At 61.3% G+C, this 14001-nt stretch carries 14 protein-coding genes and 2 riboswitches; of the genes, 7 read left to right on the top strand and 7 right to left on the bottom strand.

What is annotated here, in order from left to right:
* Positions 1 to 26: 26 nt before the first annotated feature.
* From QB905_RS13720 to QB905_RS13710, 3 genes are all read right to left on the bottom strand, one after another.
* The gene (locus QB905_RS13720; protein WP_282975695.1) at positions 27 to 1475 is read right to left on the bottom strand and encodes a two-partner secretion domain-containing protein; all 1449 of its coding nucleotides are present in this window, start codon (positions 1473 to 1475) and stop codon (positions 27 to 29) included.
* Positions 1476 to 1763: 288 nt separating this feature from the next.
* On the bottom strand, positions 1764 to 2270 hold the full coding sequence (locus tag QB905_RS13715) for an SRPBCC domain-containing protein (protein WP_282975694.1): 507 nt from the start codon (positions 2268 to 2270) through the stop codon (positions 1764 to 1766).
* Positions 2263 to 2610 (bottom strand): ArsR/SmtB family transcription factor, encoded by a 348-nt coding sequence (locus tag QB905_RS13710; protein WP_282975693.1) that lies wholly within the window; start codon positions 2608 to 2610, stop codon positions 2263 to 2265. The genes QB905_RS13715 and QB905_RS13710 overlap by 8 nt, the downstream gene beginning before the upstream one ends.
* 353 nt (positions 2611 to 2963) lie before the next feature.
* On the opposite strand from QB905_RS13710, the gene QB905_RS13705 reads away from it, so the two are divergent.
* Genes QB905_RS13705 through arsC form a run of 4 tightly spaced genes read left to right on the top strand, consistent with a single transcriptional unit; the run spans position 2964 to position 5254 of the window.
* Positions 2964 to 3296 carry an ArsR/SmtB family transcription factor gene (locus QB905_RS13705; protein WP_282975692.1) on the top strand — a complete coding sequence of 111 codons (333 nt, stop codon included), beginning with the start codon at positions 2964 to 2966 and terminating at the stop codon, positions 3294 to 3296.
* 14 nt (positions 3297 to 3310) lie between these two features.
* The gene (locus tag QB905_RS13700) at positions 3311 to 3811 is read left to right on the top strand and encodes an arsenate reductase ArsC (RefSeq protein WP_282975691.1); all 501 of its coding nucleotides are present in this window, start codon (positions 3311 to 3313) and stop codon (positions 3809 to 3811) included.
* Positions 3812 to 3815: 4 nt separating this feature from the next.
* Positions 3816 to 4838 carry an ACR3 family arsenite efflux transporter gene (gene arsB / locus QB905_RS13695; RefSeq protein ID WP_282975690.1) on the top strand — a complete coding sequence of 341 codons (1023 nt, stop codon included), beginning with the start codon at positions 3816 to 3818 and terminating at the stop codon, positions 4836 to 4838.
* Positions 4835 to 5254: an arsenate reductase (glutaredoxin) gene (gene arsC, locus QB905_RS13690; protein WP_282975689.1), complete on the top strand. Its 420-nt coding sequence runs from the start codon at positions 4835 to 4837 to the stop codon at positions 5252 to 5254. Before arsB ends, arsC begins: the two co-directional genes overlap by 4 nt.
* 157 nt (positions 5255 to 5411) lie before the next feature.
* Here arsC and QB905_RS13685 read toward each other — a convergent pair whose 3' ends face one another.
* The 3 genes from QB905_RS13685 to QB905_RS13675 form a co-directional block, all read right to left on the bottom strand.
* Complete coding sequence (locus QB905_RS13685; RefSeq protein WP_282975688.1) at positions 5412 to 5768, bottom strand: DUF190 domain-containing protein; 357 nt, start codon at positions 5766 to 5768, stop codon at positions 5412 to 5414.
* The gene (gene crcB / locus QB905_RS13680; RefSeq protein WP_282975687.1) at positions 5765 to 6169 is read right to left on the bottom strand and encodes a fluoride efflux transporter CrcB; all 405 of its coding nucleotides are present in this window, start codon (positions 6167 to 6169) and stop codon (positions 5765 to 5767) included. The genes QB905_RS13685 and crcB overlap by 4 nt, the downstream gene beginning before the upstream one ends.
* Positions 6170 to 6241: 72 nt before the next feature.
* Complete coding sequence (locus QB905_RS13675; protein WP_282975686.1) at positions 6242 to 6445, bottom strand: hypothetical protein; 204 nt, start codon at positions 6443 to 6445, stop codon at positions 6242 to 6244.
* An 82-nt stretch (positions 6446 to 6527) separates the two neighbouring features.
* A riboswitch (Fluoride riboswitch) is annotated at positions 6528 to 6589 on the bottom strand.
* 413 nt (positions 6590 to 7002) lie between these two features.
* Positions 7003 to 7089, top strand: a riboswitch (Fluoride riboswitch).
* A gap of 146 nt (positions 7090 to 7235) precedes the next feature.
* Here QB905_RS13675 and QB905_RS13670 point away from each other — a divergent pair.
* The 3 genes from QB905_RS13670 to QB905_RS13660 all read left to right on the top strand — a co-directional run bounded on the left by QB905_RS13670 (position 7236) and on the right by QB905_RS13660 (position 13091).
* Positions 7236 to 8993, top strand: a complete 1758-nt coding sequence (locus QB905_RS13670; protein ID WP_282975838.1) for a DUF190 domain-containing protein — start codon at positions 7236 to 7238, stop codon at positions 8991 to 8993.
* A gap of 96 nt (positions 8994 to 9089) precedes the next feature.
* Positions 9090 to 10652, top strand: a complete 1563-nt coding sequence (locus QB905_RS13665; RefSeq protein WP_282975685.1) for an FAD-dependent monooxygenase — start codon at positions 9090 to 9092, stop codon at positions 10650 to 10652.
* Positions 10653 to 10757: 105 nt separating this feature from the next.
* Positions 10758 to 13091 carry an FdhF/YdeP family oxidoreductase gene (locus QB905_RS13660; protein WP_282975684.1) on the top strand — a complete coding sequence of 778 codons (2334 nt, stop codon included), beginning with the start codon at positions 10758 to 10760 and terminating at the stop codon, positions 13089 to 13091.
* Here QB905_RS13660 and fdhD read toward each other — a convergent pair whose 3' ends face one another.
* Positions 13092 to 13925, bottom strand: coding sequence for a formate dehydrogenase accessory sulfurtransferase FdhD (gene fdhD / locus QB905_RS13655; RefSeq protein ID WP_282975683.1), 834 nt, complete (start codon positions 13923 to 13925; stop codon positions 13092 to 13094).
* Positions 13926 to 14001: the final 76 nt, after the last annotated feature.

The following is a 14001-nucleotide window of genomic DNA, read 5'->3' as shown; positions in this document are numbered from 1 at the left end:
CAGAGTATAGGGGTTGTTATTGATGGTCAGGCTGCCACCGGTGCCGGTGTACTGGATCGATTTGCCTGTGGCGAGCTGTAATCGCCGCCCGTGCCGCCGTCATTGGTGATCAGGTTGAGGCCACCTGCGCCCGACAGCGTGATATTGGCATTGATATTGACGCCATGCCAGGCATCGAGCGTCAGGGTGTGCGCCGATGACCAGCTCAGATCGGAAGCAATCGTGATGTCACCTTCGCCAACGCTCTGCACGCCCGCGCCCGAAGTGGTGGTGTCGCTGGTTTGCAGCGTCACGTCATTATTTGCCAGCGCCGAAGCGATGGTGGAGGCCGCTGCAGAACCGACCGTCAAATCGTAGGGATCGATCAGCCATTGGCCTGACTGGCCCGAAGACGAGGCATTGATGACTGCGCCATCAAAATTCACCGTATGGCCGGAGGTTTCGATGAGCCCGCCTGCTGTGCCACCCGTGGCCAGCGCCGTCCCGGCAAAGGTCAGGCTGCCCGATGTCATATCGGCAATCGCGTCGATATGACCGCCGCTGCCGTTCGCTGCCGTGGCTGAGGCGTCAAGCGTGGCGTCCGCCGCCACATCGACCGTCTGGCCGGTCACCGAGATCGCGCCGCCATTGCCCATAGCGTCCGAAGCCGCAATCGTGCTGCCCGAAACCTTGACCGCACCCGTGCCCGCCGTCAGGAACACCTTGCCGTCCGTGGCTGTGACACCCGTGGCACGGATCACGCCTGCGGTATTGCCGGCCAGCGCATAGATATTGCCGCCCTCGGCGCGCAGTTCGGCCGAAGCCACCTTGATGGCCCCATCATTGGTGAGCGATGTATCGGCCCCGCCGGTCACCACCAGAAACTTGCCGTCATTGAGGGCCGTATCGCGCAGGATGATGTTGCGGCCCGCAATCAGGCCCGCCGTGCCGCCCGCCGCATCAATCGTGCCGCTGTTCTGCACATTGACGGCCATCAGGGCCACGTCGCCGCCTAAGGCACCGATCTTGCCGAGATTGACCACCGAGGCCAGCGACGACCCCTTGAAGGTCAGGTCGCCGCCGCCGAGGAAGTTTTCGTTGGAAAGATCGAGCGCCGAGGCCACGAAATCGCCGCCCACCTGCACCACGCCGCTCCTGCCGATGATCACGCCATTGGGGTTGATCAGATAGACCGAGCCGGTGGCGTTCAGCAGGCCATCAATGCTGGACAGGCTCTGGCCGGTGACGCGGTTCAGCGTGGCGCCGGAGCCGTTATGAATATCGACCTCGCCGCCCTGACCGATGGAAAAATCCGTCCAGTTGATGATCGCCTTATCCGAGGACTGGCTGATCACCGTCTTGCCGCCCGACGTGCTGATCGCGGCCTGCCCGACCACGACCTGTCCGCCCGAGGGCAGGGCCGGTGCCGCCATAGCCTGACCGGTCATGATCTGCGCGGCCAGCGCCACGCTACCCACCAATATGCTGGTGGCCATTAATTTGCTGCGGATGCGGGGACTGCTTTTGTGCGGGGCGGGGGAAATCTGAAAGCCAACCATAATCATGTCTCGCACTGCAAGCCTTTTGCTCGATACGGGACACGCTAGGACGGGATTGGTTAATTTTCCTTACGGGGGCTATGTTTTTCCAAGGAAAGACTGGCCTGGCGCGTTGCAAAAACGGCAAAGCCATACCCACAATATCCGTTTTTATAAGAGACGCTTGCGGCAAATATAGCTCAGCGGGCAGGGGACAATTCCATGCGCCACGCAATCTGCCGCGTGTCAGAGAGCCCCTTCGTCGGTCGTCAGAGACGTGAGAAGCGCGTCCAGTTGTGTGAACTGTTCTTCAAAGCCGCTGGTGCTTTGCGAAGCGATGGCGTCGTCGAGCGCCTGTTTCGACGGATAGAGGTCGGACAAAACAACCAGGGTTTCGCCGCCGCGTTCCTCGAAGGTCACCGTGGTGACGGCCCCGTCCTCGTCGCCTTCCTCATTCGTCCAGACCATGCGCGACGGTGGCGTCACTTCGATATAGCGGCCGAAAAAGGTCATGGTGCGGTCAGAGCCGGAAAGGCCGAATTCAAGACGGTAGCCGCCGCCGGTCCGAATATCCATTTCGCAGGCAATAAGCGATATGCCGGATGATTTCGGCACCCACCAGCGCGTGAACAGTTCGGGCGTGCTCCACGCCTTGAACACGATATGCGCCGGGCAGGTAAAGGTGCGCGTCACGACGAGTTCGCGCTCGGATGTGCGTTCCACCGTCGTGCGGCGGGCAGGGGCTTCAGCCATGAGTCTTCTCCTTTTGTTGCAAGTCTTCGACAATCTCATCCAGTGCGTCGAAACGCATGTCCCACAGGCGGCGGTAACGCGCGATCCAGTCCGCCTCTTCGTTCAGTTTGCGCAGGCCGAGCTTACAGGTGCGCACCCGCCCGACCTTTTGCGTGGTCACCAGCCCGGCCTGCTCCAGCACGCCGATATGCTTCTTCATGCCCGTCAGGGTCATGTGAAACCGCCCGGCAAGATCGCTGATCGAAGCCTCGCTGTGTCCGAGATGCTCCAGAACACCGCGCCGGGTCGAATCCGAAAGCGCGGCGAAGGTGGTGTCGAGCTGGGCTATATACTGAACCATTTGGTTCAGTATATAGCCCAGCTATCAGCGCCATGCAAGGAGAATATTATGGCGGATGCCGGAGGCTTCACGGGCGGCGCGGCGCGGCGGATAGGTATCTTTTTCAGCGTATGGCTGAATCTCGATCCATCGCGGTTTTGCGAGGAAAAGGAATTTTTCGCCTAAGAAAGCTTATGGGAAATATGCACAAGAATATCAATATGTTATACGATTTTCCTCAGGCGATTACAGTGCCATGATCTGGCGCGTCTGTTCCGGGATCAGCCTGCCACCATCAGTCGGCAGGTCGCGCCCTGAAGCAGAGCCATGCGTGACGCCTTGACAGCTCCATATATATCAACTAAGCATGATATATGGATAAGAACAAAGCCCTGACCGCCTTCGATGCCCTGAGCCAGACAACGCGGCTCGACGCCCTGCGCCTGCTGGTTCAGGCAGGCCCCGGCGGCCTGCCCGCCGGTGAGATCGGCGAGCGTCTGGCGGTTCGGCAAAACACCATGTCGGTCAATCTCAAAATTCTCGCCCAGGCGGGGCTGGTGACGTCGAGCCGCGATGGCCGCGTCATCCGCTACACCGCCGATTACAGCGCCCTGCAAGGACTGGTGCTGTACCTGATGCAGGACTGCTGCGGTGGCCGTGCTGATCTTTGCCGTCCGATCCTCGATCAGATGGTCTGCGATTGCTAAAAACGGACATTCTCATGCAAGACAAAATCTACAATGTGCTTTTCATATGCACGGGCAATTCGGCGCGTTCAATCCTGGCCGAAGCCATCCTGAATCATAAGGGTCAGGGGCGCTTTCGCGGCTATTCCGCCGGCTCCTTTCCGAAGGGCACCGTCAATCCCCACGCCCTGACCTTTTTGCGCGATCTGAACATCGCTACCGATGGCCTGCGCTCGAAAAGCTGGGATGAGTTTACGCTGCCCGATGCGCCGAAGCTCGATTTCATTTTCACGGTTTGCGACAATGCGGCGGGTGAAGTCTGCCCGGTCTGGCCGGGCCAGCCTGTCACCGCGCACTGGGGATTGCCTGATCCCGCAGCGGTCACGGGCGCGGATGCGGAAATCCGGTTTGCTTTCGCCGATGCCTTCCGCGTTTTGACCAATCGCATCAACGCCCTCATGAACCTGCCGCTGGGGCGGCTTGACCGGTTGTCCTTACAGACCACCCTCAAAGACATCGGCCGGATCGGAGACTGAACGCATGGGACGTTTTGAACGCTATCTGACGATCTGGGTCGGGCTGGCCATTCTGGGCGGGGTCGGGCTGGGCTATGTCCTGCCGTCGCTGTTTCAGACCATTGCCGGACTGGAATATGCCCATGTCAATTTCGTGGTGGCCGCCCTGATCTGGGTGATGATCTATCCGATGATGGTCAGTGTCGATTTTTCGACGCTCGGCCATGTGGCGCAGCGGCCCAAAGGTCTGATCATCACCCTGCTTATCAACTGGCTCGTCAAGCCGTTCAGCATGGCGGCTCTGGGTGTGGTCTTCCTGAACTATGTCTTTTCGCCCTTCATTCCCGCCGCTGACGCCCGCCAGTATGTGGCCGGTCTGATCCTGCTGGGCGCGGCCCCCTGCACGGCGATGGTGTTCGTCTGGTCGCGGCTGGTGAAGGGCGACGCCAACTATACGCTGGTGCAGGTGTCGCTGAACGATCTGGTGATGATCGCGGCCTATGCGCCGATCGTGGCCCTGCTGCTCGGCGTCACCCACGTCACCGTGCCGTGGCAGACCCTGATCCTGTCGGTATTGCTCTATGTCGTCATGCCGATCATCGCCGGTTACGCCACGCGCAAGGCCCTGTCAGGCGGGGCGCTGACGGCGCTGCTCGACCATCTGAAGCCGTGGTCGATCATCGGCCTGCTGGCCACGGTCGTGCTGTTGTTCGGCTTTCAGGCACCGGTGCTGATCGCCAAGCCCCTGGTCATCGCCATGATCGCCGTGCCGATCCTGGTGCAGAGCCTGCTGATGTTCTTCCTGACCTTCGCCGGGATGCGCCGCGCCTGCGTGCCGCACAATGTCTGCGCTCCGGCGGCGCTGATTGGCGCGTCCAACTTCTTCGAACTGGCTGTCGCCGTCGCTATCAGCCTGTTCGGCCTGCATTCCGGCGCGGCGCTGGCCACCGTGGTCGGCGTGCTGGTCGAGGTGCCGGTCATGCTGTGGCTGGTCGGCGTCGCCAATCGAAAAACCTATGAACTCCCGCCCAAAAAGGCTTCGTCATGACCCCGATCATCTATCACAATCCCGATTGCGGCACGTCGCGCAATGTCCTGGCCGTCATCGAAGCGGCGGGTTACCAACCGCAGATCATCGACTATCTGCAAACCGGCTGGACGCGCGAAGTCTTGCAAAACCTGCTGGACGCTGCCGGCCTGACGCCGCGCCAGGCGTTGCGCGAAACCAAATCACCCGCCAAGGACATGGGCCTGCTGGCAGACGGCGTCAGCGATGAGGCCATTTTCACAGCCATGCTGGAAACGCCGATCCTCGTCAACCGCCCCTTCGTCGTGACGGACAAGGGTGTCAGGCTGTGCCGTCCCAGCGAGGTCGTGCTCGACCTGCTCGATACATGGCCGCAGGGGCCCTTCGCCAAGGAAGATGGCAGCCTGATGATCGACGCGGATGGCAATCGTGTCTGACGCCACCGGCCCAAGCGGGTGAAATGCCGGACAAGTGTCAGGTCTTTTTGTGGTGCATGTGCCGATCCCGCCATCCAGTTCGACCCAGGTTCTGACCGTGGGAAAACCGCGCGAAACTTGCCTTCGTGGCGGACTCATAAAATTCATGTCCCCAAATTCATGTCCCCGTATGGCCCAGGGGAATAACGGTGATGCTTTCCAGCGTGATCAGGCCGCTTTTGAGCGTGCTTTTCAGCACCTCGGCGAAGGCGAGGATACGGTCTTCCACATCAATCAGTTCCACCACCATCGGCAGATCGGTGGACAGGCGCAGGATGGTGGCGTTATGGACATGGCTGGAATGGCCGTAGCCCATCGGACTGCGCAGCACCGTGGCCCCGGCAATGCCGTGGTCGCGCGCCTGGAGCACAATCCACTCGAAGACGGGCTTGCCCTCGATACTGTCGCGTTCGCCGATAAAAACGCGCATCCGTGAAGCGGGGCCGGACAGGCCGGATGAAGATGTGTCGCTCATAATCTGACGCTTTCTATTTGATTGATGAAGGCCGCCGCCAGATAACCGAGCCAGGCACCGATCAGGCACAGGGCGAAGGACAGGAGGCTGTTCAGACCCGCCGCCGCGAATTCGCCGTTGCGTGCCAGATTCAGGGTTTGCAGACTGAAGGACGAAAAGGTGGTATAGCCGCCGCATACGCCGATCATGACGAAGGTGCGCACATCGGACGACACGATGGCGCGCCCGTCGGGCCCGGTCAGGGTGGCGAAGAAGCTGATGAAGATCGAGCCGGTGACGTTGATGATCAGCGTCCCCCACGGGAAGGTTTCGCCCCACGCGGTAGCCGCCACCCCCGACAGCCAATATCTCAGCATGGCGCCTGCCGCGCCGCCCAGGGCAACCCAAAGATAAGCCAGCATTCACATGTGTCTCCTGATGGTATGAGAAAGAACATCCGGGCCGTGACCTCTCGCGGCCCGGATGCGAACGACTCAAAGGTCATTGTCGGCATCGAAACCGGCAATGCGCAGTTCGACGTCCGGCAGGATCAGCTTCAGGCCGCCGTAGCGCGCGTGGCTGAGGGCCTTGAGCAGCGACGTGTACGCGGGCTTCAGATGCGGAAAATCGGGTATTTTGCGCCACGACCCTTGCGCCTCGCCAATGGCGTTCTGCGTGATGACTTCGACCTGGCCCATCAGAGAGCCCTCCCTTGATCTTGCGGTCTGGTGACCGGCTCAGGCGCCAGGGAGATAAAAAAATACTCCCGTAGCGCGGTTTGCGCATACAGGAGTCATCAGCCGGTCGGGCGGTTAAAGGGAAACTCCATTCCCTGTAAGGATGAGGTTAGCACCGCTGAAATTTCCGTCAACAGGGATTTACGGAAATTCGGCCCGGAAAAATAAGAAATTCATGCGGATGTGCGCCCCTAGAGCAACGAGCGTTTAATTTGACTTACAAATTGAATGCGAGATGCGGAAAAACGTAAAATGTAGAGCGGGTTGCATTCCTTTGACCGATTCAATCAGAATGCAAACCGCTCTAACCCCCGTTTGGGATGCGGTGTCTTTCAACCGTCTTAATCGTCTCTGTCCTGCCCATTGTCCCTCAAAGGGTTCCGGTCGGCCCATCTTGGTATTATGCCCAAGAGGCCGCGAACCGCTTTGTCAGAATGACATTTTTGTCGCACCGCAATAATTCGTCGTTTTACGTGGACTTTGCGCGGTTGACGAAATAAAAAAACGTCTTTATTGCGTCTGCGAAGGGCAATGGATTTCTGCCTGGACGGGCCCCGGCCCGAACCGAACCGCTCTTGAGATGAGCTGATGATTCCTGCTTTGTTGCGTTTTTGCAAAAGGTAGGATTGTGTCTGTTCAAACGTCTGATTCCGAAAACCGGTCGGCTTTTTCGTCCCTTATTCCCCCTTCCCGTCTTTATTCTTCACGTCTGGGCTTTCTCGTCAGCCTGATACGCTGGACCTTGCTGCTTGTGCCGATGGCAGTCGTGGTCGGCACGGCCTGCGCCCTGTTCCTGTGGTCGCTCGACCGGGCCACCGACCTGCGCTACGCCCATCCGTGGCTCCTGTACCTGCTGCCTGTCGGCGGTTTCCTGATCGGCCTTGTCTATCTGTGGAAAGGCAAGCCCGCCGAAGGTGGCAATAATCTGATCGTCGAGCAGATTCACGAACCGGGCGGCGGCGTGCCTTTGCGCATGGCCCCGTTCGTGCTGGTCGCCACCGTCCTGACCCACCTGTTCGGCGGCTCGGCCGGGCGCGAAGGCACTGCCGTTCAGATGGGCGGCAGTCTGGCCAGCGGTGTTGGCAAGCTGTTCAAACTCGATCCCGACGATGTGCGCATCATCCTGATGGCCGGGATTGCCGCCGGTTTCGGCGCGGTGTTCGGCACACCTTTGGCCGGAGCCGTGTTTGCGCTGGAGGTGCTGACCGTGGGCCGCGTGCAATATGCAGCCCTGGTGCCCTGCCTCGCCGCCTCGCTGGTGGCCGATTACACCTGCCGCACCTGGGGCATCCACCATGTCCAGTATAATATTGCCTATCTGGCAGGCCTCAATCATGTCGAATTCGATCCGGTCATGCTGGCCAAGGTAGCGGTGGCCGCTGTTGCCTTCGGCCTGATCAGCCGCGTCTTTGCCGAGGCGATTCACACTCTGGGCGGCTTTCTGAAAAAGCATGTCGGCTTTGCGCCGCTGCGCCCGCTGATCGGCGGCGTGGCGGTGATCGCCCTGGTGTGGATCTTCGGCACGCGCGACTATCTCGGCCTCGGCGTCACCTCACCCGATCCGCACGGTGTTTCGATCGTCACCCTGTTCGGGCCCGACATCCATCCCTGGGCCTGGGCGCTGAAGCTCCTGTTCACCGTCGTCACCCTGAGCGCCGGCTTTAAGGGCGGCGAGGTCACGCCTTTGTTCTTCATCGGCGCGGCGCTCGGCAATGCACTGGCCCCCATTCTCGGCGTGCCGGTCGATCTGCTGGCGGGGTTGGGCTTCGTGGCGGTTTTTGCCGGTGCCGCCAATACGCCTTTGGCCTGCACCCTGATGGGTATCGAACTGTTCGGCTCGACCCACGGCGTCTATATCGCCGTCGCCTGCTGCGTCGCCTATCTGTGCAGCGGCCATTCCGGCATCTATCTGTCGCAGCGCATCGGCGTGCCCAAGACGCAAGGCGGCCTGCTGTCGCCGGACACGACGCTGCGCGATGCGCGTATCTTGCGTCCGGCCTCGGTTCTGGCCGTCATCAGCTCCGCCATCGGCGAAAAAATCTCGCCTTACAACAACCTGAAGTCAAAGAAAGAGTCCGCGTTCATGTCCCATCCGCATCCCGTCACCAGCCGCGACATCGGCATGGTCCGCATCTATCTGAAACCCAATGACCGTTCGCCTGAAGCTACAAAATCGTTCTGGAATGCCAGGCCGCTCTATCGTGAGCTGATCCACGCCGCCAGGGCTGACGGCATCATGAACGCCACCGCCCATCACACGCATTTTGGCTATTCCAATCATGGGGCCGTCCATCAGGACGGCGCGGAAGTGTCGAACCCGGAACTGACCATGTATGTCGAGCTGATCTGCGCCCGCCCGAAGCTGGAACAGTTTTGTGCAAAACACGCTGCGCTTCTGGCCAAAAAGGTGATCATCTACAAGCATCTCGAACACTGGACGCTCATGCCGCACATTGTCGCGCCCGGCAATGACGAGGATGTGGCCGAGGCGACCGCCAGTCTCGCCTGAGGCCCGCAGACAGCCTCGCCGCAGACACTGGACGAAACGCATAATCGCGGCCATGATGGCCCGATCATGACGTGGCTTTGAGCGAGCGAGGTGGGCATGGCCGACATCATCATCGCAGGCGCCGGCCCGACCGGGCTGGTTCTGGCCTGTAGTCTGGCGCGGCAGGGCATCGCCTTTCGTCTTGTTGACCGGGCTCCGGGGCCGGGCACCCAGTCGCGCGCGATGGTGGTTCAGGCCCGCACCCTCGAATTCTACCGACAGCTCGGCTTCGCCCAGTCCGTCGTCGATGCCGGTGTGCGGATCGAACACGTACATGTGCGCGAAAGCACCGGCAAGGCGGGTCACGCGCCCCGAAACCATGAGGTTCTGTCGCTGGCCCTGGGCGATATGGGGGGCGAACTCAGCCCCTACCCCTTTGTGCTGGCCTATCCGCAGGACGACCATGAACGCCTGCTGGTGGCGCGCCTGCAAGAGCTGGGCGGGGTGATCGAGTGGAATACCGAGGTGACAGGCTTTACGCAGGATGACGCAGGCGTCAGCGTTACGCTCAGCCGCAACGGTGCGACCGAAGAGACGCGGGCCGCCTATCTGTGCGGCTGCGATGGTGCCCATAGCGCCGTGCGCCGGTCGCTGAACATGGATTTCCCCGGCGGCACCTATGATCAGCGCTTTTTCGTCGCCGATGTGCACGTCAAGGGCGGCTTTCGCCGCGATATGTTCATGAGCCTTGGCGAAAACATGCTGGCTCTGCTGCTGCCCGTGCGTTCATCGGGGATGCAGCGCCTGATCGGTCTGGTGCCGCCCGATCTCGCCGGTCGTGACGCGCCCGGCTGGCAGGACATCCGGCCCCACATCGAACCGCTTCTCGGTGTCACGGTTGAAGAGCTGAACTGGTTTTCGATCTACCGCGTGCATCATCGCGTGGCGCGGCATTTTCGGGCCGGACGCGCCTTTCTGCTGGGCGATGCGGCGCATGTTCATTCGCCGGTGGCGGGTCAGGGCATGAATACCGGTATCGGCGACGCGATCAATCTGGGCTGGAAACTGGCTATGGTGACGCGGGGCCGCGCAGGCGATGCCCTGCTCGAATCCTACGAGGCGGAACGCATCGGTTTTGCCCGCAAGCTCGTGGCCACGACCGACCGCGTCTTTACACCGATGATCGCCCAGGGTCTGGGCGGCCAGTTGGTGCGGCGAGGTGCGGCGCCTCTGTTCACCAACCTGTTGACGCGCTTCAGCGCCGGTCGCCACGCCGCCTTTCGCCTGCTGTCGCAGATCGGTCTGCACTATGCCGACAGCCCGCTCAGTGCAGGCAGGGCCGGCCGCATCCGTGGCGGCGACCGCCTGCCCTGGCTGGCGGATCAGGATAATTTTGCGCCGCTTGGCGCCCTTGACTGGCAGGTGCATGTCTATGGTGCGGCTGATGCGGCCTTCACGGAAGCCTGCCGCGCTCTCGGCCTCGATGTTCATCGATTTAGCTGGAACGCGGCGGCGCAAGCGCAAGGTCTGGCGCGCGACGCCGCCTATCTTATCCGCCCGGACGGCTATGTCGGCCTGGCGCAAGACACGCCGGATGCAGCGGCTGTCAGCGTGTATATGCGCCAACTGGCGTCGTCGCGGTTATGGCGAACCCATTCTTCATCAAAGCAGCTTTTTTAGAGCGGTGCGGTTCTACATCACCCTATCAACCGGTTTTCGCATTTCATTTTTACACCCCCGGTTTTACGCCATTATCATCCCCTTTACCCGCCGCCGGAGGTTTACATGGACAACGTGACCGACACGCCGCACGATCCCGATGAAGACCATTCCGTCCATTATGATGGCCCGGCGGGTGGCTGGGGTTCGGTGCGCGGTATGCTCAGCCTCTATGGCAAGGCATGGAGCAATCCCGACACGCTGAAGCTGCTGGCGACACAGAACAAGCCGAAAGGCTTCATGTGCAGTTCGTGCGCCTGGGCCAAGCCCGCCAAGCCGAATGTCTTCGAATTTTGTGAAAACGGCGCGAAAGCGACCCTATGGGAAGTGACCAGCGAGCGCTGCGGCCCGGACTTCTGGAACGATCACACGGTCACGCAATTGCGCGACTGGAAGGATCACGATCTGGAAATGACCGGCCGCCTGACCCAGCCCTTACGCTATAATGGCGAAACCGACCGCTATGAGGCGGTAAGCTGGGACGCGGCCTTTGCTGAAATCGGCGCGACCCTGAACCGGCTCGATCCAAAGAAAGTCGTCTTCTATGCCTCAGGCCACGCCGCGCTGGAGCCGTCTTATCTCTATGCCCTGCTGGCGCGGCTCTATGGCACCAATAACCTGCCGCAAAGCTCAAATATGTGCCACGAAACCACGTCTGTGGGCCTGAAAAAGGTCATCGGCTCGCCGGTCGGCACGGTCAACTGGGACGATCTGGCCATGACCGAGGCCTTCTTCTTTTTCGGCCAGAATACCGGCCAGAACAGCCCGCGCTTCCTGCATCCGTTGCAGGAGGCCAAGAAGCGCGGCGCGAAGATCGTCACCTTCAATCCGGTGCGCGAAAAGGGTCTGGTCGCATTCACCAATCCGCAAAACCCGGTGCAGATGGTGACCGGCGAAGCGACACAGATGTCTGACCTCTATCTTCAGGTCAAGGCGGGCGGCGATATTGCCGCCATAATGGGCCTATGCAAGGTGGTGCTGGAAGCCGATGACGCGGCGAAAGCCGCCGGCAAGGCGCGCATCCTCGACACCGGCTTTATCGACCAGCACACGATGGGCGCGGAAGAGTTCATCCTCAAGGCGCGCCTCACCCCGTGGGCCGACATCGAGCGCGAAAGCGGCCTTGGCGAAGCCGATCTGCGCCGCGCGGGTGACATCTATGTGGCGGCAAAAAAGGTCATTGCCGTCTATGGCATGGGCCTGACCCAGCAGGTGCATGGCTCGGATAATCTGGGGATGCTGGTCAATCTGATGCTGTTGTGCGGCCATATCGGCGTGCCCGGATCGGGCATGTGCCCGGTGCGCGGCCATTCCAATGTGCAGGGCCAGCGCACGGTCGGTATTGCTGAAAAAACCAGGCTGGTGCCGATGGATAGGCTGAAAGCCCTGTTCGACTTCGATCCGCCCACCGAGGACGGCATGAACATCACCGAGGTGCTGGAGGCCTTGTTCAAGGATGAGGTGCAGGCCACGCTCTGCCTCGGCGGCAATCTGCTGCGCGCCACGCCCGATCAGGGGCGCATGGAAGCGCACTGGCCGAAACAGGCACTGACGGTCGTCATTTCCACCAAGCTCAATCGCAGCCATCTCTTTCCCGGCAAGGCCAGCTTCATCCTACCCTGCCTGGGCCGCACCGAAACCGATGTGCAGCAGAATAACCGGCAAATCTGCTCGATTGAGGACAGCTTTTCCAACATCACCGCCTCGACCGGCAATGCTCGCCCGCCTTCCGAACATTTGCGCAGCGAACTGGCCATTATCGCCGGTATCGCCAAGGCCACGCTGCCCGCCAATCCCAAGGTCACATGGGACGACTGGACGAACGATTACGGTCTGGTGCGCGACCTGATCGAACTGACCTATCCGGAGGATTTCCGCGACTACAATAAGCGCCTGTTGACACCGGGCGGCTTTTTCCGTGGCAATTTCGCCCGCGAACGCATCTGGAAGACCGAAACCGGCAAGGCGATGTTCACCGTGCCGGGACAACTTCACGCCAATGGCTTTGAAGACGCGCCGGGCCGTTTCCGGCTGGTGACCCTGCGCTCCAACGACCAGTTCAACACCACCATCTACGGCTATTCCGACCGGATGCGCGGCATCGAGGGCACGCGCGACGTGCTGATGATCAGCCGTGAGGAGATGCAGGCGGCAGGTCTGGCCGAAGGCGACCGGGTCAGGCTGGTCACTGACATTGATGACGGCCATGAACGCTCGCTCGGCGGGCTGAAAGTGGTGCCGTTTGATCTGCCGCGCAATACGGTGGCAGCCTATTATCCCGAAGCCAATGTGCTGGTGCCGGTCAGCCACCACGACAAACTGTCGAAAACCCCGGCCAGCAAATCGGTGCCGGTGCGTATCGAGCGCGAAACGGCGCAAGGCCTCGCGGCGGCGGAATAATTACACGCCGATACGCTGCGGATGGGTGAAGACCTCAAAGCCATCGGCGCGCGCCACCGCCACCACGGTCAGGCCCGCCGCCTCGGCCAGGCGCAGCGCCATGCCGGTGGGGGCCGAGATGGCAATCAGCACCGATGCGCCGATGGCGATGGTTTTCTGCACCATTTCATAGGAGACGCGGCTGGTCAGCACCACAGCGCCGGGCGCGGGCGGCGTTTCGCGCCGGAACAGGGCCCCGGCCAGCTTATCGAGCGCATTATGCCGTCCCACATCCTCGCGTACGGCCAGATAGCCCTCGCCCGGCACCCAGTAACCGGCGGCGTGGACGGCGTGGGTTTCGCGTCCGAAAATCTGATGATGGCGTATCTGATCGATGGCGTCTGTAATCTCATCGGCGCGCAAACTCAGCCCGCCCCGGATGTTGGCCCTGCCGCCGGACGCCTGCGTCACCGCCTCCAGACTGTCTATGCCGCACAGGCCACAGCCCGAAGGGCCGATGCGGGCGCGGCGGCGCGTCGCCAGACGTTCGCCCAGTCCCGCTTGCAGCCACAGCCTTGCCTCGATACCAGCGTCACGCGCCACGATTTCGACGCGCTGAATATCGGCACAGGACGACACAATCCCTTCGGTCAGGCTGAAACCGACGGCAAAATCTTCGAGATCGGCAGGGGTGGCCATCATCACCGCTTCGGTGGAGGCATCATAGACAAGCGCCACGGCCACCTCCTCGGCGATGGCACGCTGCCCGCTGACGAATGCGCCGCGCCGCCAGACCTGTTCGGAGGCCTGCAAGACAGGAGATGGCAATAGAGCGTCGGGTTTTGCGGTGGTCATCCGGCGGAATCCTGCTTATCCGGGCGTGTCGGGTTTGCCCGGCATCCTGCCTGTAATGGGCCCGCAAGGAAAGGCC

This window comes from Asticcacaulis sp. EMRT-3 (assembly GCF_030027245.1).
Classification (GTDB): Bacteria; Pseudomonadota; Alphaproteobacteria; order Caulobacterales; family Caulobacteraceae; genus Asticcacaulis.
Note: the sequence above shows the minus strand (reverse complement) of the source record. Positions and strands in the feature narration are given on the sequence as shown.